General features: G+C 58.6%; 16 protein-coding genes and 1 pseudogene. 8 read left to right on the top strand and 9 right to left on the bottom strand.

Going from position 1 to position 23,581, the window contains the following annotated elements:
• Positions 1–2: 2 nt before the first annotated feature.
• Complete coding sequence (locus ACIOU9_RS13420; protein WP_402697197.1) at positions 3–1,070, bottom strand: DNA adenine methylase; 1,068 nt, start codon at positions 1,068–1,070, stop codon at positions 3–5.
• Between the two features lie 129 nt (positions 1,071–1,199).
• Between ACIOU9_RS13420 and ACIOU9_RS13415 the strand changes: the two genes are divergently transcribed.
• Positions 1,200–2,246 carry a hypothetical protein gene (locus ACIOU9_RS13415; protein ID WP_402697196.1) on the top strand — a complete coding sequence of 349 codons (1,047 nt, stop codon included), beginning with the start codon at positions 1,200–1,202 and terminating at the stop codon, positions 2,244–2,246.
• Positions 2,247–2,297: 51 nt separating this feature from the next.
• On the opposite strand, the pseudogene ACIOU9_RS13410 reads toward ACIOU9_RS13415, so the two are convergent.
• Positions 2,298–3,218, bottom strand: a pseudogene (locus tag ACIOU9_RS13410) (CpaF family protein); the annotation flags it as partial.
• Between the two features lie 249 nt (positions 3,219–3,467).
• Between ACIOU9_RS13410 and ACIOU9_RS13405 the strand changes: the two are divergent.
• The 3 genes from ACIOU9_RS13405 to ACIOU9_RS13395 all read left to right on the top strand — a co-directional run bounded on the left by ACIOU9_RS13405 (position 3,468) and on the right by ACIOU9_RS13395 (position 10,583).
• Positions 3,468–7,277 (top strand): FtsK/SpoIIIE domain-containing protein, encoded by a 3,810-nt coding sequence (locus tag ACIOU9_RS13405; RefSeq protein WP_402697194.1) that lies wholly within the window; start codon positions 3,468–3,470, stop codon positions 7,275–7,277.
• Positions 7,278–7,915: 638 nt separating this feature from the next.
• The gene (locus ACIOU9_RS13400; RefSeq protein ID WP_013348560.1) at positions 7,916–8,164 is read left to right on the top strand and encodes a WhiB family transcriptional regulator; all 249 of its coding nucleotides are present in this window, start codon (positions 7,916–7,918) and stop codon (positions 8,162–8,164) included.
• Positions 8,165–8,366: 202 nt separating this feature from the next.
• A complete protein-coding gene (locus ACIOU9_RS13395) occupies positions 8,367–10,583 on the top strand; it encodes a Stk1 family PASTA domain-containing Ser/Thr kinase (RefSeq protein ID WP_105659068.1) in 2,217 nt (738 codons plus the stop codon).
• Between the two features lie 71 nt (positions 10,584–10,654).
• Here ACIOU9_RS13395 and ACIOU9_RS13390 read toward each other — a convergent pair whose 3' ends face one another.
• Together ACIOU9_RS13390 and ACIOU9_RS13385 are read right to left on the bottom strand one after the other, a co-directional pair.
• Positions 10,655–12,058 carry a class II 3-deoxy-7-phosphoheptulonate synthase gene (locus ACIOU9_RS13390; protein ID WP_402697302.1) on the bottom strand — a complete coding sequence of 468 codons (1,404 nt, stop codon included), beginning with the start codon at positions 12,056–12,058 and terminating at the stop codon, positions 10,655–10,657.
• A gap of 71 nt (positions 12,059–12,129) precedes the next feature.
• Positions 12,130–12,801 carry a 1-acyl-sn-glycerol-3-phosphate acyltransferase gene (locus ACIOU9_RS13385; RefSeq protein ID WP_105659066.1) on the bottom strand — a complete coding sequence of 224 codons (672 nt, stop codon included), beginning with the start codon at positions 12,799–12,801 and terminating at the stop codon, positions 12,130–12,132.
• A 135-nt stretch (positions 12,802–12,936) separates the two neighbouring features.
• Between ACIOU9_RS13385 and ACIOU9_RS13380 the strand changes: the two genes are divergently transcribed.
• The 3 genes from ACIOU9_RS13380 to ACIOU9_RS13370 all read left to right on the top strand — a co-directional run bounded on the left by ACIOU9_RS13380 (position 12,937) and on the right by ACIOU9_RS13370 (position 16,066).
• Positions 12,937–13,710, top strand: coding sequence for a carboxylesterase (locus ACIOU9_RS13380; RefSeq protein WP_105659065.1), 774 nt, complete (start codon positions 12,937–12,939; stop codon positions 13,708–13,710).
• Positions 13,707–14,141 (top strand): hypothetical protein, encoded by a 435-nt coding sequence (locus ACIOU9_RS13375; RefSeq protein WP_105659064.1) that lies wholly within the window; start codon positions 13,707–13,709, stop codon positions 14,139–14,141. The genes ACIOU9_RS13380 and ACIOU9_RS13375 overlap by 4 nt, the downstream gene beginning before the upstream one ends.
• Positions 14,142–14,254: 113 nt before the next feature.
• Complete coding sequence (locus ACIOU9_RS13370) at positions 14,255–16,066, top strand: long-chain fatty acid--CoA ligase (RefSeq protein ID WP_105659063.1); 1,812 nt, start codon at positions 14,255–14,257, stop codon at positions 16,064–16,066.
• On the opposite strand, the gene ACIOU9_RS13365 is transcribed toward ACIOU9_RS13370, so the two are convergent.
• Together ACIOU9_RS13365 and ACIOU9_RS13360 are read right to left on the bottom strand one after the other, a co-directional pair.
• Positions 16,039–16,581 carry a hypothetical protein gene (locus ACIOU9_RS13365; RefSeq protein ID WP_332487293.1) on the bottom strand — a complete coding sequence of 181 codons (543 nt, stop codon included), beginning with the start codon at positions 16,579–16,581 and terminating at the stop codon, positions 16,039–16,041. The two genes, ACIOU9_RS13370 and ACIOU9_RS13365, sit on opposite strands and share 28 nt — an antisense overlap.
• 98 nt (positions 16,582–16,679) lie before the next feature.
• Positions 16,680–20,132 (bottom strand): pyruvate carboxylase, encoded by a 3,453-nt coding sequence (locus tag ACIOU9_RS13360; protein WP_332487295.1) that lies wholly within the window; start codon positions 20,130–20,132, stop codon positions 16,680–16,682.
• 351 nt (positions 20,133–20,483) lie between these two features.
• Here ACIOU9_RS13360 and ACIOU9_RS13355 point away from each other — a divergent pair, with 351 nt between their 5' ends.
• Positions 20,484–21,299 carry a ParA family protein gene (locus tag ACIOU9_RS13355; RefSeq protein WP_105659072.1) on the top strand — a complete coding sequence of 272 codons (816 nt, stop codon included), beginning with the start codon at positions 20,484–20,486 and terminating at the stop codon, positions 21,297–21,299.
• Positions 21,300–21,392: 93 nt separating this feature from the next.
• Here ACIOU9_RS13355 and ACIOU9_RS13350 read toward each other — a convergent pair whose 3' ends face one another.
• The 3 genes from ACIOU9_RS13350 to ACIOU9_RS13340 form a co-directional block, all read right to left on the bottom strand.
• Positions 21,393–21,986: a MerR family transcriptional regulator gene (locus ACIOU9_RS13350; protein ID WP_105659060.1), complete on the bottom strand. Its 594-nt coding sequence runs from the start codon at positions 21,984–21,986 to the stop codon at positions 21,393–21,395.
• A 242-nt stretch (positions 21,987–22,228) separates the two neighbouring features.
• Positions 22,229–22,711: a bifunctional nuclease family protein gene (locus tag ACIOU9_RS13345; protein ID WP_105662558.1), complete on the bottom strand. Its 483-nt coding sequence runs from the start codon at positions 22,709–22,711 to the stop codon at positions 22,229–22,231.
• Between the two features lie 40 nt (positions 22,712–22,751).
• Positions 22,752–23,507, bottom strand: a complete 756-nt coding sequence (locus ACIOU9_RS13340; protein WP_286134412.1) for a MerR family transcriptional regulator — start codon at positions 23,505–23,507, stop codon at positions 22,752–22,754.
• Between the last annotated feature and the right edge of the window lie 74 nt (positions 23,508–23,581).

The raw sequence follows: 23,581 nt of genomic DNA, 5'->3' as shown, positions 1-23,581 counted from the left end.
GTCTAATCCTTAGCAACAAAGATGTATTCGTGGGCTTGTCGGCGCAGCGCGGTGCCGTGCGTGCCAAAGCTGTAAGTGTGAGGGATCTTGTGAACCTCAACTGAGGCCTTGACCTTGCCAAGCTCCGCGATCATCCAATCCATACCAGGAACCGAATTAGAGGAATATGAAACAACTAGGGCGCCGGCGTCTGAGAATTTCTCAAAGGTCGCCCGCAACGCTTCTGCGGCCGTGCGCTTGCTGGCAAAGGCTGAATGGCGCTTAGGGATCTTTTTGGTTTTGGTGTGCTCCATGATCTCGCCAGCTGCCCAGTAGTCCGAAAGGCCCTCTAGGAAGTGGTAGCGCTTAGTGTAGTCGGCATCATCGCTGGGCGGCGCGTACGGTGGGTCTAGATATACGACGTCATACGCTGTCTTTTCGAGTTCCAAGGCATCGCCCTTGAAAGCCTGATGATCTCGCTTATTGTCAAAAGCGATCCTGTTGTAGGCAGCCGCGTGCTCAATGAAATGCTCACGCATCGGCAACCGAAGGTCGCGACGCCCATCGTCGTAATGCGACAGGTCACCCGAGATAGTAAAAACACCGCGGGGCTGCTTGCGGGCAGCAGAAAGAATCAGAGCGGCCAAAGCCGCATCTTTGGTGTGCCCATCCAGGGAGTCGATGTGCGACCAGGCAGAGTCCAAGAACTTGCGGTCATCGGCTGTAAAGAACACATTCTCGAAAGTGTCCTGGATAAACGAGCGGTCATCTGCAGCCGGTCCTGTGATCTGCTCGATCAGGTCTGGCGAGAGTAGTGGCTCACTGGCACCAATGGCCGCCGAGGCGATGGCGCGGCCGTAACCCATGTAGTCATTGGAGGTGACGGCATAACCCATGGACTTCGCCAGGTAACCGACGAACCCTGAGCCGGAGAAGGCATCCAGGAAGGTCTCACCGCCCAGGTCGCGGAACACCTGAGCCAGGGCTGGCGCTAGTTTGTATTTGCTGCCCATGTAGCGCAGGCGCGGGTAATCGGCCGCGCGTTCAAGTGCGGTACGGAGATCGGCAGCGGGTGCGGCTAGTGCAGGCATCTGGGCTCTTTCTACTTCCGGTCGCGGGGTTTAACCCCGCAACCGGTTCGAGTCTATCGCGCGGATACCGACAAAATGAGATTGAAAGACGGTTATGGGCTTAATGTCATGTGCGCCAGAATGAGAAGCATGCTACTTGAAATGATTGTGGGCCTCGGAGAGCCGCTGAAAATAATGCAAGCGAACGCGAGCGATGCATCTGAGAATAACTCCGCGGCTTTTGATGTTGCAGATTGGATCACGGCAATTGCTGCTGCTATTGCAATTTTCCTATCGCTCTGGACTCATTTTGACACTCGACCACGAATCAAGATAGCCCAATCGGTGCCGATAGTACTCTTTCCTTCCGACCACGAGAAGTGGCCCGGAACCGGCCGGTTCATGCTGAACGTAACCGTGGTGAACAACGGCTCACAGCCCACACAAATTAGTAGGATCTACCTGGGTGGAAACCATCAAGGGTTGCAACTTTCAAGCGGGATCGAGGGACCTGCAATCCCCTACAGCCTTCAGGGACGGGGCGGACAAGCAACCTGGAGCTTCGACTACGAGCGCATCAAGGGGCTCATACAGAACAACTACCATAATGGACAGGTTTCTCTGCAGGGCATCGTCGAGATAGGTCGACGTAAACGTAAGGCTCGACCACTAATGAAAGTCGCCGAGTACTACCCGCACAAAGACCAATTGTTGCCGCCGGCAACTCGCATTCAGCGGTTTTTTGAGAAGTTGGTCGTTGCGCGGAAGCTACTAGTGCATTGGGTCAAGCAATGCGTAAAGCGACCATCGATGAGTTCATCGACGTGGTGGTACAAAGAGGATGATTTTGATCTTCCCAATGGAAGATCTAGGCATAGTCTGAAACCGCTAGGGCCATGGCCTGTCCCCGGCCATAAGCTCATCGTCGTTGCAAGGGTCCCCTCAGCCGAAGGATGGCCAACTTACACGCGCATATGGGACATAGATCCTGTGCGAGTACCATTCACCTGGCCAAAACAAACCCGACGAGTTTGGCTCCCGCTGATCCAAAATAATCACGGGCTACCACCGGGGACTGAATTCGAATGGCGGTGCGAGCGTGGCAAGTGGTACGGGAATAGCGCCTTCGGCGCGATGACGGTCGAAAAGGTCTCCGATGCGTTGCAACAGGTGGAGGGCGAACAGGACCTTTCCTAGAATCAAGCTGATTCACGCGACTTTTAGTACACGCTTTTCTGAACATGTCTCATCGCGGGCAGAATTCGCATGCAAGGTACATAGCCCCGCGATTCCCGAGTTCAGGGCAATGAGCATATCCAAGGACTCTGCTTCGCGGACCTCGCCGATAATGATCCGTTCCGGGCGCATGCGCAAGGCCTCCTTGACCAGCCGGCGCATCGTGATTTCACCGGTGCCTTCAAGATTGGCGAGGCGAGTTTGCATGGCAACGACATCTCTTAGTGAAAGATTCAGCTCAAAGATTTCCTCGATGGTGATAATGCGTTCCCTGGGGCCGATCGCTGATGCCAGACAGTTGAGCATTGTCGTTTTGCCGGCTTGTGTAGGGCCAGTAACGATGACATTCAGACCGGCACTGATCGCCGTAGAAAGGAACCTCGCTGCTTGTTCGCTCAAGGTTCCCAGCTCAACTAGATCTTCAAGTTTTCCCGCGCGAGCAATGAACTTACGAATGTTGATGGCCCAATGCTCATGGGTGATGTCTGGAATCACGACGTGAAGACGAGACCCATCAGGCAATTGGCAGTCGACGAATGGCTGGGAAAGGTCCAGACGCCTGCCCGACGTTTTGAGCATGCGTTCTACTAGAGCCGCGATTTCTGCCGATTCCATGCGTATGTGGGTCAGTTCGCTTTGGCCACCTCTGGCGCAAAATACTTGATGTGGAGAATTTACCCAGATCTCTTCAACAGAAGGATCATCCAATAAGGGTTGCAGCGCTCCGAACCCGGCCACATTATCGAATACTGAACGTTGGGCGGCCTCTAGCGATCCAAGTGAAGGCACGGCGCCAAGCAATGCGCGTTCGTCGTAGTCGCGAATGACCTCTTCAATAAGTGATCGGATCATCGCTGGCTGCTTTGCCGGGTCCAATCCACGCCGGCGAACCAGCTCGCGTACTTCGTCTTCGACAATGGACAGCGCATCCACGACTGACTCCTTTGGCTTCCCTACTGGAGGATCCCGATCTCGGGGACTATCGGCGAGCGCGTCGTCGGTGCAGCATACCTATTCGTATGACAAGGGATGCTATCTGCAGCAGAGACCGCTTTCAAGAGGTTCCCGAAGTTGTGGATAGTTCTTGGTACTTTCTCCACACCAAGATTCTTATCTTCCAGCGCCGCCCTCAATGCTGGTTTAGATGGGAACGACAACATTCCATTACATTCAGGAGACCTCATGGTCCGCTATGAATTACTTCTGATTTCCCGAAAATTCCAGCATCCGCGGCAATTCGAACTTGTCATGTCCGGACGAATATCGGGCGAGCAGCTCGCCGCACTGCTGCAGCAGCATTTCCCGGGACAACGATGGTATTCGGGAATAACGCGGATAGAAGAGTTGGGGATCCTGCATGCGTCTGAACGTCTTCTGCTCAATGAATTGCCCCAACCTGTTCGCGCCACAAGCACCACAGCTTCGTGCCTCAAGTTATATGTAGTTCGCGGCCCCGACGCTGGTGCCTGGATTCCGCTCACAAAGGGAGAACATGTCATCGGCAGAACCGCCCCATTATGGTTAGAAGATCCGCTGGTGTCCCGGGTTCACGCGAAGTTATTCGTGACAACCCGGAGCTTGCGCCTGGTAGCCTGCTCTGAGCAGCAACTTGCCATGCCAGATGGCAGCCGCTGCGAGTCCGTGGAATTGGAACACGGATCGCGCTTCTTTCTGGGCAACACTGAATTCGCTGTCGGCGATCCATTAACCGCCCAATCCGGTCAATTGGTAACCCCCGAACAATTGGAAATCCAAGTACCTTCCAAGCCCGAGCTGTCCCGCTTAATTGCTCTGGTCCTCGCAGCATTCGTTCCGATCATCTCCGGCGTCTTGCTTGCCTTGGTTACCGGTTCGATGCTCTTTCTGATCTTGAGTGGCGTTTCGGCCCTTATGGGTATGGTGCCTGCCGGTCAACTGTTCGTGGAGCGTCGCGAATGGAAAAGGGAAATGGAAGTGCAACGAGCTTCCGCCATTATCGCGAGAAGTAAATATTCTCCGGCTCTCGGAGAATCGTTCGTAGCCGGACTGGATTCCGCTTCTTTGGGACTGTCGCATGCCCGGATACCACCACTGGTTTGGGGCGAGGGACTGTGGTCTCCGCAGGACACCTCTCGTTCTGATCCCACGGGGATCCGCAAAGTATTTCGTAGCCTCAGGAAGACGAAGTCGGACGCGCCCTGGTTCGGTCCAGTATTTTTCCCGAGTACCCCGAGCGTCTGGCAGCTGAATTCTGCACAAGGGCAAAGCGCTGGGGCTATTCTGGCCGCAGTACTTGCACGCTATCTCCCGGCCATACATTCCGGCCAGATACGGCTCGTGCTCGATCCCAGTGTCAGGTGTCTTCCGGCGTCGCTGCTTTTGGTGAGCAACGTTTCCGTGGCCCACCTGTCGATTCCCGAAGAATCGAGCTTCACCAGGAAAGAGGAAACCAACCTGGCGACGTTGTACGTCACTGCCCAGGAACCTCAACCTATTTCCGGCGCCCTGGTGCTGGGCGTTTCACCGGTGCTGGCCGAATCCGTGGAGAATTGGATTGTTCCAAGCCCCGTGTCCTCGCGTTTGCCCGACGAACGCTTAGTGCTGCAGAACCTAAGCACGCTGAGCCTTTCGCGGTTCGACAGGATGGTGCAGCAGTATGTGCAGCTGCAAAAGCAGGCAATAACCAAGAACGCAGAATCCATTGCATCCCCGTCACTAGCCGTACGGGCACATCTGGGCCTCGATGAACAGCAAGAGGACGTGTTCCTTGATCTTCATGAGGATGGTCCGCATGTACTGATTTGCGGCACTACAGGGTCAGGCAAGTCAGAAGCGCTCAGGCGCCTGATTGCTGATTTTGCCCGGAACTACCCGCCGACTCAGCTTGCCTTCGCACTTATTGATTTCAAGGGTGGAGCTGGACTAGGCGTCTATGCAGGTTTGCCCCATGTCCAGCTCTTCGCAAGCGACCTCGATGAGGCAGCGGCTCAGCGCACGTTGGAACAACTAGAACATGAGGTGCGGCGGCGCGAGGAGCTTCTGGCAGCACAAGGCTGCAGCGACATTGCGGAATATCAAGATCTCGACGAATCAGGCCCGATTCTGCCTCGCTTGCTGGTAGTCATTGACGAATTCCGTGTTTTCGTCGAAACGCTTCCTCAAGCCAGCGCCAGAATTGATCGTTTAGCTGCGGTGGGTCGAGCTCTAGGAATCCATCTGATTCTCAGCACGCAGCGTCCGGCTGGCGCTTTGACGGGACAAACCAAGGCGAACTTAAACACGACAATCGCATTGAGGGTAAACGACCCGGGTGAGTCCGTGGAACTGGTGGGCTCCACCGAGGCGTCCAAACTCCTCCACCCCGGACAGGCGATCATCAAGGGCGCTTCCAAGCCCACTAGGAACATGCAATTCCAGCTGGCCATCGAGCCGCCACTGCACGGCGAACTATTCGAGCGGAATCGTCAAGATCTCAGCCTTCGTCCGTTGTGCCGATTCGAAAAGAGCATCGCGTCAGTCGCTGGAGATCGCTTGCAAAACCATGCAGCAGAACTTTCCTCACAGTGGTCCACTTCGGAGCTCCCGGTATCTGGTTTTGCTCCAGCGTTGCCTCGGCCAGCAGAACCAACGCACTCGCCAGATACGTGGGATGGGAAGGAACGAGGAACGATTTACTGCGGCGTTGCAGATAATCTGCATTTGGCCCGGCTTGAACCTTTGATTCTTGACCCTGCCCGTTCACGATCAACATTGATCTGCGGCTTGCCAGAAGCCGGTGCCCGAACCCTGTTCGCTTCCCTCGCCCGTTCGCCCAGAAAAATACTTTGCTTCGGTCCGTCGCCGATCCCGGATGCCACTGAAAACGTCAAGGTTGTCACGGGTGAGGATCCCTATGGCTTTTTCGATGCTGTCGACTTCCTGGAATCCATGCCCAGTGATCCAGCATTGATCATTCTCGTTCATTCACTGGCCCAGTTGCAGTCCAATATCCACCCGCAACATTTCCAACGCCTGGACGAAGCACTCGGTACGCTATTGCGTTTCGGCGGCCCGCAATCGCCTATGGTGATTTGTTCAGTTGACCGCGACCAAAACGCGTTTAAGTCCACCGGTCTTTGTACAGAGCAATGGTTCTTCCCATTCAACGCTACCGAGTCATTAAAGATGATGTGGCCCAAGATCCCGGCCTGTTCGCTTTTGCCGGGTCGAGGGGTCAAGCTGAGTTCGGGGCATCCTCCGCAGGTCTTCCAACTCACCGAAGTTCAATTAGCTGAAATCCCGGGAAGCACCTGGCCCGAAGTGCCTTCGGCTTGGCAGATGCCTTCAGGTTCTGCCCTTCAACCGGCAAACTTTCTGGGATACTCGCCCTTCGATGGTGAGGCGGTCCCTCGACCAGCAGGTCCGATGGTTGTTGTGCTGTGCCCCGATACGCAACAGCGCCGGCAGCTGACTGCCGTACTCGCTGTGCGTTGGAACTCCCCGCATATTTGCGGCCTACCGGACTTTGAACGGTTCGTACGTTCTCTCGAGGACGGCTCGTACCGTGTTCGGCAGGACTTGCTTTGCCTCTTCCTCGAAACCACCAATGACTCTCGGTTGCCACCGCTCTTGAACGCTCTGAATTCGAGGGGAATCGGTGTCGCGCTATTCGTTCCGCCGTCCAGCAGGATGGCCTTCGACCTGGGATTGAGCGCCAACGGGTTCGATGATCGCCAGGTAGTCGCTGTCGAAGCCCATCATCCGCAAGATCTTCAACCGATGAATTGGCAGCCAATCCATCAGGTGCCTCATCAAGGAGCCAAAGACTATTGGTGCGCGGTCATCTCCAAACGAGGCAAACCGCGGATGATTCATATTCCGTACGAATTATCTGCTGGCAATTCAGCGGTTTGGCCGGTCTCCGAGGAATGCGGTGGTCTTCGGCGCGAAGAGCATCACCACAGTGGTTCCGGCGACCACGATGGAAAGTACCGCCGCGGCCGTCACCATCGGGATATTGGAGCTCAGGAATGAAACAGAGAGGATGAGCTGGAATAGTTGCCAAACGACAATCGGAGCACGAGTGAACGCTTTTCCCTTGAAGAAGTTGACAGCTACCGAGCCTTGCCAAACGGCAAGAAGCAAGCACAGGGCCAGCATGAATAACTGCCCGCCCATATTGACTGTTCCGTTGGTGTCGAGGTTCAACATGTAGCTGATGGCGTACGCCAGAACAGCCAGGGCCTCAATTAGGACAAGCGCGGCAACCACGAAAACACTGGTTGGGCGGGACGAGATTGCATTTTCGTTGCTCACATCAACAATTTTCGTTGACCTTCTGCAGGAACTCAAACCGCAACAATTGACTTTTGCTGTTGCTCGCGCCACACCTCTGATAACTAGCGGATCCTAGTGCCAAATGCCATGTGAGAAAGCACTCAGGCATTCAGCAACATTTCGCTACCGTGACTCTTGTTTACTTCCGCGTTACATGAAAACCTTATGTGGTCGGTTAAACGAAGTGCCCGAATGGACTTCTCCGACCTTTCGAGACGCCAGATGTTAACCGCTAGGCAACCAGGATTTCATTTCACTCCTAGTTATTTTTTGCCTGTGTGTTGATTGTCGTTGGTGTTTCACACCCTCTCAGATTTCAAGGAGCATCAATAAGCATGGATTGGCGTAGCCGCGCGGCGTGTCTGGAAAAGGACCCGGAACTGTTTTTCCCAGTGGGAAACACCGGTCCGGCCCTGTTGCAGATCGAAGAGGCCAAGAGCGTCTGCCGTCGATGTGAAGTAACCGAAACCTGCCTGCAGTGGGCTATTGAGTCCGGCCAGGATGCAGGCGTCTGGGGTGGCATGAGCGAAGATGAGCGTCGTGCCTTGAAGCGTCGTGCAGCACGAGCTCGCCGCGCTTCCTAATTAAGCTGCGCTCGAGGTAATTCTCGCAACCCGAGACGCTATACGAAATCCGCCAGAGGTAAACACCACTGGCGGATTTCGAGTTTAAGCGACAAATTGTCAGCTCAGCTAGGTACATTAAAAGTAGTATTCATGTTCGAAAGGATCCGTTAGTGACTCTGGCCCGCTTCGCGTGCACCGTTCAGGCAGGTGCGACCGCAAAATGAGCCCGGCCCTGACCGACCCCAACCTGGGCAAGACGCTGGATGGTCGATACCGACTGGACCATCTGCTTGCCCTGGGTGGCATGTCACGCATCTACCGCAGCATGGACAAGCGCCTGCATCGAGCGGTTGTCGTGAAGATCCTGAACGACAACTTCTCCAGCGAGCATACAGTGCGTGAGCGATTCGAATCCGAAGCTGTCATCGCTGCGAATATCACTCATCCGAATGTGGTCTCCATCCGCGATCACAACGTGAGCGATAATCTGGTGTACCTCGTGATGGAGTATGTTCGAGGACGGAACCTCGAACAGGTCATTGAAGAACGCGGCCGCTTTACTCCGCGTCAGGCGCTAAGCGTCCTTGAACAAATTTGCCACGGTCTCAGCGCCGCGCACAGCGAGGGAATCATCCACCGGGATATGAAACCGGCAAATGTGCTGCTCTCCGATACCGGCGAAGTGAAAGTTACCGACTTCGGCTTGGCCCGTGCTGCCAGCGCCCATACCCAGTCAGCCACGCTCGTCGCCACGCTGTCCCATGTCTCCCCCGAACTAGTTTCAGGGGCACCAGCCGATTCGCGCAGCGACATCTACGCACTGGGCATCATGATCTACCAGATGCTGACTGGACAAGCACCGTATACCGAGACCAATGCCGCTGCATTAATGAAGCATCATCTGGACTCCCCCATGCCCATGCCCTCGGACTTGGTTCCGGGATTGGCCGAAGATCTCGATGAGTTGGTTCGATGGTGCACCGAGAAGGATCCAGAGAAGCGCCCGCAAGATGCTTCGCTGCTGCTGGAGGAGATCATCCAGATCCGCTCAACGCTCAACGATGCGCAACTGGACCTGGGCGCCGAGGACCTCGGCGGGATTGAAGATCTCACCCCGCAAACTATGGCGCAGATGCCCACTACGCTGCAGCAGCGTCTTGATGCGATGCAACGCGAGCGCGAAGATGAGCGTGAACAGCTATGGCTGAAGCGGAATACTGCTCAGCACGAGGACAGCTACGTTATCGATGATGCCCCCGCCGATCCTGACCAGACAACCGTCATTGCCGCGGTTGACGCCACCGAAGTCTTGGATCTTCGCGATGCGCAAGCCACACTGGCCCAGCCTCGTCCCACTGATCTTGCCGCTGATTCTGGCATAGCCGCAACGTCGGTGTACACCCGCGGCCGCGATCTGGAACCGGCCCACGAGAATGACGCCGATTCCGAAGCACCGCTGTCGGTACGTGGCCAAAAGCGTGCGCAGAAGCAGGCTGCAAGAAAGTGGCGCAAGGAAGCACAGGTACCCACCCACCGGTTGCGTCAGCCTCGCTCGGGTACGCAGAAGTTCGTCATCACCGTGATGTGGATCCTCATCGTGGCTCTGGTCGCAGGTGCCGGATGGTTCTTCGGCCGCGGCCCCGGAACCGTCATCCGCATCCCGTCATTGACCGGCATGCTTCAATCGCAGGCAGTCGCGCAAATGGATGGCCAAGGTGTTCCAGTTCGGGTAGGCACGACCTACAACGACGAGATTGCCATCGGCAGGGTGGTCGACTCGCAGCCGGGGACCGGCGAGAACATCATGAAGTTCCAGGGAATCGATCTGATCGTTTCGCAAGGCCCTCAGCTTTTTGCAGTTCCGGATTTCACCGGGAAAACCCTGGATCAGGCCACCAAGTTGCTCGATGAAATCGGTTTCGAAGATGTCCAGGAAGCCGAGGCCTACTCGGAATCGGTGACGAAGGGCGAGATTATCAGTTCCTCCCCTGCCGCCGGCAAGAAATTGCCGCGGAAGAACATCATCACCCTCACTGTTTCCAAGGGACATGCTCCGGTTCCTGTTCCTGCGGTCATTGGTCTTGGCAAGGATGCGGCCAAGGAAAAGCTTGAGTCCATGGGCTTGAAGCTGGAAACCGGTGAATCCGTCCATTCCACGACGACCGAAAAAGGCCTAGTCGCCGTCCAGGACCCGGCCCAGGGCACCGTTGCGTACGGCAGCACCGTGACAGTGAATCTCTCGGAAGGACCAGAATACGTCCAGATCCCATCCGTGCTCGGCATGGGCGTCGAGGAAGCACTCTCTGCACTGGAAGCCGCCGGCTTTTCCGTGAAGACGCACAATGTCTTTGGCGGTTTCAGCCAGACCGTTCGCATGCAGTCTCCATTGCACCAGCAAGCCGTGCGCGGCAGCGAGATCAGCATCTACGCCTTCTGAGGCCTGCGCCGTTCCCCAGGCATAAAAATAATCCGGTTCCCGCTGTCGGGAACCGGATTATTCTCTAGCTGCTAGCGGTTTCGGCTGCGGCTCTGCAGTGCCGAGGAGACCAGGAAGGCCATCTCCAGGGACTGGCGGTGGTTCAGGCGCGGGTCGCACAGCGACTCGTACAGCGAGTCGAAGTCTTCCTCGCGGATCGGATCCGCTCCGCCGAGGCACTCAGCCACATCGTCGCCGGTCATCTCCACATGCAGGCCGCCTGGGAAGGTGCCCAGCGCGTCGTGCACTTCGAAGAAGCCGCGGACTTCGTCCATGACATCTTCGAAGTTGCGGGTCTTGTAGCCGTTCTGGCTGGTGACCGTGTTGCCGTGCATTGGGTCCGTAACCCACAGCACCTGGGCGCCGGAGACCGTGACCTTTTCGATCAGGTTTGGCAGCTTCTCGCGGATGTTCTTCGCACCCATGCGGGTGATGAAGGTCAGGCGTCCTGGTTCGCGGTTCGGATCGAGCTTTTCGATCAGCGCGAGGACATCTTCCGGATCCGAGTTCGGGCCCAGCTTCACGCCGATTGGGTTGCGCACGCGCGAGAGGAAGTCCACATGTGCGTGGTCCAGCTGACGGGTTCGTTCACCGATCCACAGGAAGTGGCCGGAGGTGTCGTACGGCAGGCCGGTCCGCGAATCGGTACGCGTCAACGCACGCTCGTAGTCCAGCAGCAGTGCTTCATGGGAGGCGAAGAACTCGGTGCGCTTGAGCGCCTCGAAGTCTGCACCGCAGGCATCCATGAAGCGGATGGCCGAGTCGATCTCGCCGGCCAGCTGCTCGTAGGCGGAGTGCGCCGGGTTGGCCATGAATCCGCTATTCCACGAGTGCACGCTGCGCAGGTCTGCGAAGCCGCCCTGGGTGAACGCGCGGATCAGGTTCAGCGTGGCCGATGAGGTGTTGTAGGCCTGCACCATGCGCTTCGGATCGTGGGCACGGGAATCGGGTGTGAAGTCGAAGCCGTTGACGATGTCGCCGCGGAATGCCGGCAAAGTAACACCATCTCGGGTTTCGTCATTCGAGGAGCGCGGCTTGGCGAACTGGCCAGCCATGCGTCCCATCTTGATTACCGGCATCGATGCGCCATAGGTCAGCACCACAGCCATCTGCAAGATGGTGCGAACTCGCGAGGAGATCTTGTCGGCGGTTGCATCGGCAAAGGTTTCGGCGCAGTCGCCGCCCTGCAGCAAGAAGGCCTTGCCCTGGGCTGCTGCGGCCAAGCGTTCGCGCAGTACGTCGACTTCGCCGGCAAATACCAGTGGCGGACGCGAACCCAATTCGTTGATGGAGGACTGATAGTCCTTGTGCTCACGCCAAGTCGGCTGCTGGGCAATTGGCAATTCACGCCACAAATCTAGTTGCGGATCGGTGGCGGGGCCGGCTACGGAGGAGCCTGGCAATGGGGTTCGGTTTTCTTCGCTCACCTTGCCCATTCTACGTGGCATCAGCTCAAAGGACCGCGATGAATGTAACAAGTCGCCGTAACACTGCGCATAGCGGCCTGCTACTTCTTTGGTTTGCGTGGAGCATAGATGTCGACGTAGCTCTGACCTGACAGGACATTGATTGCCTTGCGGATCTCGTCGGCGCAAGCGCGAAGCGTTTCAGGATTCGCGGACCTGCCGTTCAGGTGCTCGAAGGTCAGCGGCTTGCCGATCTTGATCCCGATCCGGCCCGGATGCGGCAGGCTTTGGCCGATGGGCTGGACCTTGTCGGTGCCAATCATTGCAATTGGTATCACCGGGGCACCGGTTTCCAGGGCGAGCTTTGCGACGCCGAGCTTGGCCCGGTACAACCGTCCATCCGGTGAACGGGTGCCTTCCGGATAGATGCCCAGCACCTGGCCCTGCGCCAGTGCGTTCTTGGCACTGGCCAGCGAAGCAGCCGATTTCTGCCCGCCTGAACGGTCCATGGGCAGCTGGTTGATATTGCGGAAGAACCACGCGGTGATCCGGCCCTTGATGCCCTTGCCGTTGAAGTACTCGTCCTTGGCCAGGAAGATCACGGTACGATCCAGCGCCGCTGGGAGGAACACCGAGTCGCTCACCGACAGGTGGTTGGAAGCCAAGATCGCCGCACCGGTTTCAGGCACATTGCCGATGCCCTGGATCTTGACGCGGAAGAAAATTCGTATTAGCGGCCGGACAGCGAAACGCTTGAGGAAGTCGTACAGCACAGCGGGAAAATTCCTTCTTCTAGTTGACCAGCTACGCGGGAAGAGAAACCGCGACCTTACTGGTCGAAGCGCACTCCGCACCCTTCAATTGTGCACTACGCTCGAAGGTGAAGGCAGAAATCCGGAGGGTTCACGATGAAACTTGATGCAGGCAATACTCCGCTGGACGAGCGCAAACGTCCATGTGCAGTACTTATGATCCACGGTTTTACCGGCTCCGCTGTTTCCATGCAGCCATGGGCGGATTCCTTGGAGCAGGCCGGATTCGACACGGACATTCCCCTTTTGCCCGGGCACGGAACGCAATGGCAGGACATGGTCGGTCGAGGTTATGGCCAGTGGATCCACGCTACCGAAGCGGCTTTTGACAGGCTCGCGCGCACGCACGAGCAGGTATTCGCCGCTGGCCTTTCCATGGGTGGCGCCCTGGCCCTGCATCTGGCGACCCGCCGCAATGTAGCCGGTGTTTCGCTGGTCAATCCGGGCCTGGTCGTGGACTCCCCCTTGTCCCCCTATACTCCTTGGCTCAAGCATGTAGTGCGCAGCGTTGCCCCTATCAGCAATGACATCGCCAAGCGCGGTGTCGATGAAGGGGCCTACCCGCGCACCCCGGTAGCAGCCGTAGCCGAACTCCGTTCGCTCTTTGCCCAGACCCGCCGGCGCTTGGAACTGGTGAACGCCCCGGTGCAGCTCTTCCGTTCCACCGTCGACAACGTAGTCTCAGAGCAGTCGGTGCGCGAGCTGGTCGAGGGCCTGAACTCAGGCACCCTGGCCGAGCACCACATGCTCTTGCACTCCAAGCACGTAGCCACACTGGACTACGATGCGGAGCAGATTTTCCACGAATCCGCTCGCTTCTTCGCGCAGCTGGCCGCCACGGAACAGAAGCGCAAGGAGGAGCGCGCATGAATCCGGAAGATGCCCATCCTTCAAACCAGAATGATCCGCAGTGGGATGAGCTAGTCGAGAATTTCCGTCAGCTTGATGCCTCGGCACCCCGCGAACCCAGCGCCGACGAGCGCGCGGCGAGACTGGAGAAGCTCTTCAACACCGGGCCTGCCGCGGTTCGCGGACCGCGCGACTATGTTGCTGAGCAGACCCCGGAAGAGTTCGTTCCAGAAGAACCCGCCGCGCTGGGTTCGGGTGATCCGATGCTGAACCTCGCCTGGGTTGGCGCCGCTGGCGGTCCGCTTGGGTTGCTGCTGTGCGTGGTGTTTTTCCGATCAGCTCCGGTGTTCATCTATTTCGGACTGGCACTCGCCGCCCTGCTCGGAATCGCCTACTTGCTCAAACGTCTTCCCACTGAACGCGATCCGGGAGATGATGGGGCTCAAGTATAGAAAACGGCTTTGAGTACACCACACGGTAGGTTACTCTATAGTAATAAAGATGTGATGCGGGTTACCCGCTATTGCTAATGGGGTCCCACAGAGTTTCAGGAGTTGAAGACCAGATGCGCGAATACAGCTCGCCAATTCGCATTCATTCGCCACAGCAGTCGAATATTACAGATCTGCTATTACGCCACGCGAATTCAGCGGCCAACCCGGCATTGTTCTCAAAGCCGGGAACCGACGGAACGTGGAATGATGTCACGGCATCGCAGTTCGCTGCCGACGCCCGGGCCATTGCGAAGGGGTTCATCGCCAATGGCATCGAAGCTGGCGACCGCATCGCGCTGATGGCCAAGACCCGCTACGAGTGGACGCTGGTTGACTTCGCCATCTGGTTCGCCGGCTGTGTCACTGTCCCCGTCTATGAAACTTCCTCCCCTAGCCAGGTTGCCTGGATCGTTTCCGATTCCGGTGCCAAGGCCGTCGTCGTTGAGGCCGCCGCCCAGGAAGCCGTGGTGCGCCGCGCCGCCCATCAGGAACAGCTCGACGGACTGGATCACGTCTGGCAGTTCGATGGCGGGCTGGAACAGCTCTCCGAAGATGGCCGGAACGTCGATGACCAGTTGCTCGAAGCCCGCCGTTCGGGCGCAGCATTGGATGACATCGCCACGATCATCTACACCTCGGGCACCACCGGCCGTCCCAAGGGCTGCGAGCTGACCCACGGCAACTTCGTGGAGCTGGCGGAGAACGCTGTGGCTACCTTGCCCGGCGCCGTTTACCCGGGCGCATCGACCATCATGTTCCTGCCGCTGGCTCACGTTTTCGCCCGCTTCATCTCGGTAGTCAACATTGCCGCTGGTTGCCGCACCGGGCACACCCCCGATGTCAAGCACCTGCTCGAGGACCTCCAGTCCTTCAAGCCGAACTTCATCCTCGCTGTGCCGCGCGTCTTCGAGAAGGTCTACAACTCGGCCATGCTCAAGGCTGAAGATAGCGGCAAGGGCAAGATCTTCCACGCCGGCGTTGACGTTGCAGTGGCATACTCCCGCGCCAAGCAGGAGGGCAAGGTTCCGCTGGTGCTGAACCTGAAGCACAAGCTCTTCGACGCCCTGCTCTACCAGAAACTGCGCACCGCGATGGGTGGCAACATCCGCCATGCGGTCTCCGGCGGAGGTCCGCTGGGCGAGCGCCTGGGCCACTTCTTCAACGGCATCGGGGTGACCATTCTGGAAGGCTACGGCCTGACTGAAACCACCGCACCGATCACGGTGAACACCCTGGACCGGATCAAGATCGGCACCGTAGGCAAGCCGCTGCCGGGCAACGCCGTGCGCATCGCCGCGGACGGAGAGATCCTCACCAAGGGCATTTGCGTGATGCGCGGCTACCGCAACCGTCCAGAGCTACAGGATGAGACCTTCACCGATGGCTGGTTCCGCACCGGGGATATCGGCGAACTCGACGCCGACGGATTCCTGAGAATCACCGGGCGCAAGAAGGAAATCATCGTCACCGCCAGCGGCAAGAACGTGGTTCCTGCGCTGCTTGAGGACCAGATCCGCGCCGACGCGCTGGTTTCCCAGTGCGTGGTCATCGGCGAGGGCCGCTCGTTCATTGCGGCCCTGGTGACCTTGGATCCAGAAGCCCTGCCAGGTTGGCTGGCCCGTCACCAGATGGACCAGAACCTGTCGCTGGACGAGCTATCGACCCATCCAAAGGTGCTCGAAACCGTGCAGGCGGTCATCGACAAGGCCAACACCTCGGTATCCAAGGCCGAGGCGATCAAGTCCTTCCGCGTTGTGCCTGCTGACTTCACCGAGGAAACCGGTCATTTGACTCCCTCGATGAAGATCAAGCGTGCAGTAGTGCTCAAGGACTACGAGGCCGTGATCGAAGGCATCTACTCGGCGCCCAAGCCGACAGCATAGTCCAGCACTGCATTAGCCAGCTCCCACGATTCGCGAGCTGAGGCGGCCCAAGGCAACTTGAGGCCGCTTTGCTGTGTTCGGGCATAGTAGCTGCGCGGCAATACCACGCGGCTGAATGCCTGGGTGGCGTGATTCTGGTGCTCGTGGCCAAGCACCGCGTAGATCAGGTTCCCAGCCAGGTCCTTGCGGCCATTGGCCAGCAGCCATTCGACCAATTCCATGAGCCGGTCTTCCGAGTCGGCACTGGTATCGCCCACAACCACCAACACGTTGGTGGTTGTGAATTTCCCGTCCATCACCGATTGCACGCGCTGCGGTCCGGCCGTGGCCACCTGGGCCTTGCAATCCAATTCGCCGAATTGTTCGGCCAGGTGCTCTGCGATTTCGCAAAACGGAAGATGCGTGTCGAGGGTGAAGACCAGTACCGTGATCGGCTGGCCCTTGGATCCCAGCTCGGCAACCTGCTGCCTCAGCCGGGCGGGCACAGCCCCGGGCGTCATCTTGCTTGGGCGCATCACAGCTCCTTCTGCTTTGTGGTTCGCACGATTAGTTGGCAGAGCGCAGGGGCCCGCAACCTTGGTCACGAGCCCCCGTGCTCTGGGTACTGCGGATGCTACTTGGGTTCGATCACCAGCAGCAGATCGCCACCCTGTACCTGGCTGGTGCCATTCAGGGTTACCTGGCTGACCACGCCACCCGCGTTGGCAGTGATGCCAGCTTCCATCTTCATTGCTTCGATGGTGGCCACAGACTGGCCGGCCTCGATCAGGTCGCCGACCTTGACGTTCACAGTCACCGCTCCCGCGAAGGGTGCAGCGACGTGGCCGTTGTTGTTCGGATCGGCCTTCGGCGCGGACTTCACGGTGGATTCTACCGATTCGTCGCGGACCTTGAGCTGGCGGGACTGGCCGTTGAGGTTGACCACGACGGTGCGCAGGCCCTTCTCATCGGCTTCCGATACCGATACCAGCCTGACCAGCAATCGAACACCGGTACCCAGCGAAATGACATGCTCAAAGCCGGGAACCAGGCCGTAGAGGTAGTCGCGGGTGTGCAGGACGGACAAATCGCCGTAGTTCTCCACCGACTTCTCGAAGTCACGGGTTGGGCCAGCGAAGAGCAACCGGTTCAGGGTACCGCGAATCGTCTGCGAATCCGCCTGCAGCGCTGTCAGGTCCTCTGCCGAGAGGTCCTCGACATGGGCCTTGACATTGCGCCCCTGCAACGCCTTGGTGCGGAACGGTTCCGGCCAACCGCCTGGAGGGTTGCCCAGCTCGCCCGAGAGGAACTGGATGACCGAATCCGGGATGTCGTAGTTCTGCGGGTTCGCTTCGAAGTCCGCGGCTGGGACTCCGGAACCCACCAGCTGCAAGGCCAGGTCGCCGACGACCTTGGACGATGGAGTCACCTTGACCACATTGCCGAGCATGTCATTGACCGAGGCGTACATCGACTCGATGGCTTCGAAACGCTCGCCCAGGCCCAATGCAATGGCCTGCTGGCGCAGGTTCGAAAGCTGGCCGCCCGGAATCTCGTGCTGGTAGACACGGCCGGTTGGCGCTGGCAGTCCGGATTCGAATGGCTTGTACATGGCGCGCACTGCTTCCCAGTACGGTTCCAGCGACGCCACGGCATCCAGTGACAGGCCGGGATCACGCTCGGTGAACTCCAGCGCTGCGACCAGTGCAGAGGCCGATGGCTGCGAGGTGGTGCCCGCCATGGCCGCGCTGGCCACGTCGACGGCGTCCACACCGGCGTCGATGGCAGCCATCAACGTCGCCAGCTGCCCGCCGGAGGTGTCGTGGGTGTGCAGGTGCACCGGAAGATCGAAGCGTTCGCGCAGGGCCGTGACCAGCTTGGTTGCTGCCGCTGGGCGCAGCAGGCCGGCCATGTCCTTGATTGCGAGGATATGCGCGCCAGCGTCGACGATCTGCTGTGCCAGCTCCAGGTAGTAGTCCAGGGTGTACAGCTTCTCGTTGGCATCCAGCAGGTTGCCGGTGTAGCACAGGGCCACTTCGGCGACTGCGGTGCCGGTGTCGCGTACCGCCTTGATGGCCGGAGCCATCTGCGAAACATCGTTCAGCGCATCGAAGATGCGGAAGATGTCGATGCCTGCGGACGCGGCTTCCTTCACGAAAGCGTCGGTGACCTCGGTTGGGTATGGAGTGTAGCCCACGGTATTGCGGCCGCGCAGCAGCATCTGCAACGGGATGTTCGGCAGCTCCGCACGCAGCAGCTCCAGGCGCTTCCAGGGATCTTCGCCCAGGAATCGCAGGGACACATCGTAGGTGGCACCGCCCCAGACTTCCATGGAGAACAGCTGCGGGACGTTGTGCGCGTAGGCCGGTGCTGCCGCGAGCAGGTCGCGGGTGCGGACGCGGGTGGCCAGCAGCGACTGGTGCGCATCGCGGAAGGTGGTATCGGTGATGCCCACCGCTTTCGACTCGCGCAGGGCCTTGGCGAATCCTTCCGGACCGAGATCCAGCAGCTTCTGGCGCCAGCCATCGGCCGGCACGGCGGACTTGGAGGGGCCATCGAATGGCGAACGCTCTGGCTCGTCGGTCTTGTCACCCGGGAAAGCAGGAAGCTTCTTGCGCGGGTCGATTCCCTCGACACGGCTGCCATTTGGCTGGTTCACCGTGACATGGGCCAGGAAGTTCAGCGCCTTGGTACCGCGGTCCTGGGATTCATTGCCGGTGAGCAGATCCGGGCGGGAGTCGATGAAGTCGGTAGCGACATCACCGGCCAGGAACTGCGGATCACTGAGCACATTCTGGATGAACGGGATGTTGGTGGCCACACCGCGCACGCGGAACTCGGCCAGCGCACGGCGGGCGCGAGCCACAGCCGTCTGGTAGTCACGGCCACGGCAAGTGAGCTTGACCAGCATCGAGTCGAAGTGCGGGGACACCTCGGCGCCGGTGTAGATCGTGCCGCCATCCAGACGGACACCCGAGCCGCCGGCGGAGCGGTAGACGGTAATGGTTCCAACATCCGGACGGAAGCCATTGGCTGGATCTTCGGTGGTGATGCGGGACTGCAAGGCCCAGCCACGCACCTGGATGGTGTCCTGGCTGATCTCCAGATCCTTCAGCGACTCGCCAGCAGCGATGCGCATCTGCGCCTGCACCAGGTCGATGTCGGTAACCTCTTCGGTCACCGTGTGCTCAACCTGGATGCGCGGGTTCATTTCAATGAATACGTGCTGCCCGGCGCGGTCGCCCACGGTATCAACGAGGAATTCGACGGTGCCTGCGTTCTGGTAGCCCAGAGTCTGCGCGAACTTCACGGCGTCCCGGAACAGCGCCTGGCGAATCGATTCATCCAGATTCGGTGCTGGAGCGATTTCGACAACCTTCTGGTGGCGGCGCTGCAGCGAGCAGTCGCGCTCATGCAGGTGGACAATGTTGCCCTGCTCGTCGGCGAGGATCTGCACCTCGATGTGGCGCGGACGCAGCACTGCTTGTTCCAGGAAAACGGTGGGGTCCCCGAAGGCGGTGCCGGCTTCGCGCATTGCCGCGCCCATCAGCTCCGGCAGGTCTTCGCGCTTGTCGACACGGCGCATGCCGCGACCGCCGCCGCCGGCTACAGCCTTGACGAAGATCGGGAAGCCGATGCGATCGGCCTCGGCAATCAGGTAATCAACATCATCGCTTGGCTCGGAGGATTCCAGTACCGGAATGCCTGCCTCGCGAGCAGCCTTCAGCGCCGCTACCTTATTGCCGGCCAGTTCAAGCACGTCCGCCTTTGGACCGATGAACTTGATGCCTGCTGCTTCGGCAGCTCGTGCGAGGTCAGGATTTTCCGAGAGGAAGCCGTAGCCCGGGTAGATTGCATCCGCGCCGGCTTCTTTGGCAACGCGGATAATCTCGTCGATATCCAGGTAGGCGCGGACCGGATGGCCCTCTTCGCCGATCTGGTAGGCCTCTGCGGCCTTCTGACGGTGGATCGAATTGCGATCCTCATGTGGGTAGACAGCAACGGTCTTTGCGCCCAGCTCGTAGCCGGCGCGGAAAGCGCGAATCGCAATCTCACCGCGGTTGGCGACCAAGATCTTTTCAAACATAGTGTCCCTACATCGAATCTGTACACGCTGGTTCAACGGCACAATCAGGACTGTTCCCCTCAGGTGCAGGCCCGCCATCCCAGCGTGTCGGGTCTCGAAAAGCAGCTAGCATTTGCCACTTCTGTGAAACACACTACACGGGGATTCTCCAGAACGTCCAAACATTTCGCCTTGTGGTCAGACCACATGAAATAATTGGATCTTTGAAGTTTTAATCACTAACTGGTGCCTAATGGCAAAAACTGACGTTGCAAAGTCGGAGAAACACGGCTCGGCACACTATGATGATGAGAGACTAAAAATTCGGTGGGACGTTTAAACTAACGAACAGTGAAAGGCGTGGTCTGGTCCGTGCACGTAGTGAGCATCAGCAGCCTCAAGGGTGGCGTAGGAAAAACCTCCGTGACACTCGGATTGGCTTCAGCAGCACTTGCCGCCGGCATTCCGACTCTCGTCATTGACCTGGATCCCCATGCGGATGCCAGCACTGGCCTTGGAGTCCGGGCTAATGGGAAGCAGCCAATTGGGCAAATGCTCAAGAACGCTCGTCGCGCCCGTCTGCAAGATCAGGTTGTCGCCAGCGCTTGGCAGTCCAAGGCAGCAGAGAAGAAATCCCGTACCCGCATTCCAGTGCTCGATGTTGCCGTTGGCGACGCATTCACCGGCATCTACGATCGACCAGATCTGCGGACCCGCGACCTACGCCGCCTCTCCCAGCTTCTGAGCCGCACCAGCGGTTACCAGTTGGTTCTCATCGACTGCCCGCCATCGCTGAACGGCTTGACCCGCATGGCATGGAGCGCGTCGGATCAGCTCGTGCTAGTGGCAGAACCCAGCTTGTTCTCCGTGGCCGGCACCGAGCGCACCCAGCGCGCATTGGAACTCTTCCGCCGTGAATTCGCTCCTTCCCTGGGACCGGTACGTGTTGTCGCCAACCGCGTCCGCAAGGACTCCGCGGAGCATACCTTCCGTTTGGGCGAAATGCGCCAGATGTTCGGCGACTCCATGGTCAAGCCCGAGATTCCCGAACACCCGGAATGGCAGCAGATCCAAGGTGCCGCGTACTCGGTGCACCAGTGGCCTTCCAAGGCTACTGCTCCGATGCTGGCGCAGTTCGACGCGTTGCTCAAGGAAGTCATGTCCGCAGCAGGCCCGAACAACACCTAGGCCCGGATACGGATAGCAGCTTAAGCAATTGACCGGATCTTCCTTCAAGGAAGATCCGGTCAATTGCTTAAGCTCTTGAATTATCTGCCGGCCCTAGCCGACGTTGCGCGCCGCCTTGGCAGCTCGACGGGCAGCCAATTCATCTTCTGGCAGGGTCTGCTGCACAGAGCTCTCTGAAGGCAGCTGGGCAAGGGAACCTTCCACCTCGCGCCAAACACGGCCTACGGCGATGCCGAATACGCCCTGGCCCTTCTGGACAAGGTCAATGACCTCGTCGGCGCTGGTGCATTCGTAGACCGAAGCTCCATCGCTCATCAACGTGATCTGGGCAAGGTCCTCAACGCCGCGTTCACGCAGGTGCAAAACGGCCGAACGGATCTGCTGCAGGGATACTCCGGTGTCCAGCAGCCGCTTGACAACCTTGAGCACGAGGATATCCCGGAATGAATAAAGGCGGTGGCTGCCGGATCCCTTGGCTCCGCGCACTGCCGGCTCTACCAGGCCAGTACGTGCCCAGTAGTCGAGTTGGCGGTAGGTAATGCCGGCTGCCTTGCACACAATTGGACCGCGGTAGCCGGCATGTTCATCCAGCTCAGGCAGGTCATCGGTGAAGAGCAGTCCCTGGGTGCTGGATTGCTTGTTGCCACCGTCGACCCCATAGTGAGGCCCAGTCTGGCGAGACTCCATCCAATTGCTCCTTGCGTGTCAGCACGTTCCTAAACGAGTATCCAGGGACCGAATGAGAACCGCGCAGATGCGAGTGATGACCATCAAAAAACAGCTCTTTTTAAATGTCCCTATGCAAAGACGGTACGGCGATAACGACTAATGGTCAAAGACCTTCAAGCTTAACTTTAAGGCGTGTCGCGCAGGCTTGGGGAATTACCCAATTCAAGGCCAATATTCCACTGAAACCAAACGCGCGATATCTACGAAGAAAAATCTTCTGGATCAATATTGTCCAAGAATTCACGGAATTCGCGCAACTGCTCTTCGGGTGCCTCTTCGCCGCCAGTTTCATTCTCGATGGCCACGCCAGCTTCTTCCAGGACGTGCTCGGCGCACATGATCGGGCACTGGGCGCGCACGGCAAGGGCGACGGCATCCGAGGAACGGGAATCTACGCGTTTGCCGTTGGAAAGGACAAGCTCCGCGACGAACACGGCATTGTTTACCGAGACTATTTCGATCCGCTCAAGCTTCACGTCCATGCTTTCAATGACGCTGAGCAGCAGATCATGGGTCATCGGCCGAGGCGGAGTGAGCCCTTGTTCAGACATTGCGATGGCCGAGGCTTCGGGCGCACCTATCCACAGCGGAAGGTAGAGATTACGCTCAGGGTATTTGAGCAGCAACAGCGGCTGATTCGCCGGCAATTGAATACGGATTCCGGCAAACTCCAGTTCCAGCATGCTAGCCCCTTAGAGTTGTTGTTGCCTGTTCGAATTCAGCCTAGCGATCCAGTTGGGAAATAGCACGTTGCACCAGGGCCTCGTGAATTTCCAGGCACTGGCGCGAGATTTCCTGGGCCTCTTCCGCAGCGCGGGCACGAGCGGAGACTTCAGGCTTCTTCAGTTCGTTGCCGACAATCGATTCAATCAGCGAGAACTCGCGATCAGCTGCGGTACGGAACTGCCGCAGGTGGCGAGGTTCAACGCCATGGCCCGCCAGCTGAACGGCCGATTTGGTGACCTTGATGCTGTTGGCGTCGAACAGGCCAGCAACCGGTTCGATCAAGCCGAACTTTATCAATTCGCCAACGAGCTCCTCGCTGGCACCGGTCAGCCCCTGCAGTTCAGCCAAGGACACCGAACGGGTTTTGCGCTCCACGGCCTCAGCCATGTCATCGTTGACCGCCTGTGGCGCCACCGGGGCTCCCCCAGGCAATGCTGCTGGCGCTTCACCGCGATCCACCGAGTCGAGATGGTCCTTGATGACCTTCAACGGCAGGTACTGGTCGCGCTGAACCGAAAGGATGAAACGCAAGCGGCTCACATCCGACGCGGAGTACTTTCGATATCCAGCGGAGGTACGTTGCGGGATGATCAGTCCCTTGTCTTCCAGGAAGCGGATCTTGGACGCAGTGACACGTGGGAACTCATCCTTGAGTTCCGAGAGCACCTCGCCGATATTCAGCGCGGCCTGCCGGAAGGTCTCGTGGCGTTGAGCCTCGAGACGTGGGCTGCGGGCTGCGTCAAAGATCGGCAAAGGGTCTACACCTCGGATGTATGGATATGTCGGCGTGCCAGACGCCGGCGGACAAAACCTCGAACTCTACTAGT

The sequence above is a fragment of the Glutamicibacter sp. NPDC087583 genome (assembly GCF_044743685.1).
GTDB lineage: Bacteria > Actinomycetota > Actinomycetes > Actinomycetales > Micrococcaceae > Glutamicibacter.
The sequence above is the reverse complement of the archived record's forward strand: the minus strand, read 5'-3'. Positions and strand labels throughout refer to the sequence as shown.

Excerpts from the sequence above, each read along its gene's own strand:
- ACIOU9_RS13360 (WP_332487295.1), bottom strand. The coding sequence starts at position 20,132 with ATGTTTGAAAAGATCTTGGTCGCCAACCGCGGTGAGATTGCGATTCGC.
- ACIOU9_RS13420 (WP_402697197.1), bottom strand. The coding sequence starts at position 1,070 with ATGCCTGCACTAGCCGCACCCGCTGCCGATCTCCGTACCGCACTTGAA.
- ACIOU9_RS13400 (WP_013348560.1), top strand. The coding sequence starts at position 7,916 with ATGGATTGGCGTAGCCGCGCGGCGTGTCTGGAAAAGGACCCGGAACTG.
- ACIOU9_RS13395 (WP_105659068.1), top strand. The coding sequence starts at position 8,367 with ATGAGCCCGGCCCTGACCGACCCCAACCTGGGCAAGACGCTGGATGGT.
- ACIOU9_RS13390 (WP_402697302.1), bottom strand. The coding sequence starts at position 12,058 with ATGGGCAAGGTGAGCGAAGAAAACCGAACCCCATTGCCAGGCTCCTCC.
- ACIOU9_RS13380 (WP_105659065.1), top strand. The coding sequence starts at position 12,937 with ATGAAACTTGATGCAGGCAATACTCCGCTGGACGAGCGCAAACGTCCA.
- ACIOU9_RS13415 (WP_402697196.1), top strand. The coding sequence starts at position 1,200 with ATGCTACTTGAAATGATTGTGGGCCTCGGAGAGCCGCTGAAAATAATG.
- ACIOU9_RS13345 (WP_105662558.1), bottom strand. The coding sequence starts at position 22,711 with ATGCTGGAACTGGAGTTTGCCGGAATCCGTATTCAATTGCCGGCGAAT.
- ACIOU9_RS13405 (WP_402697194.1), top strand. The coding sequence starts at position 3,468 with ATGGTCCGCTATGAATTACTTCTGATTTCCCGAAAATTCCAGCATCCG.
- ACIOU9_RS13350 (WP_105659060.1), bottom strand. The coding sequence starts at position 21,986 with ATGGAGTCTCGCCAGACTGGGCCTCACTATGGGGTCGACGGTGGCAAC.
- ACIOU9_RS13365 (WP_332487293.1), bottom strand. The coding sequence starts at position 16,581 with ATGCGCCCAAGCAAGATGACGCCCGGGGCTGTGCCCGCCCGGCTGAGG.
- ACIOU9_RS13370 (WP_105659063.1), top strand. The coding sequence starts at position 14,255 with ATGCGCGAATACAGCTCGCCAATTCGCATTCATTCGCCACAGCAGTCG.
- ACIOU9_RS13375 (WP_105659064.1), top strand. The coding sequence starts at position 13,707 with ATGAATCCGGAAGATGCCCATCCTTCAAACCAGAATGATCCGCAGTGG.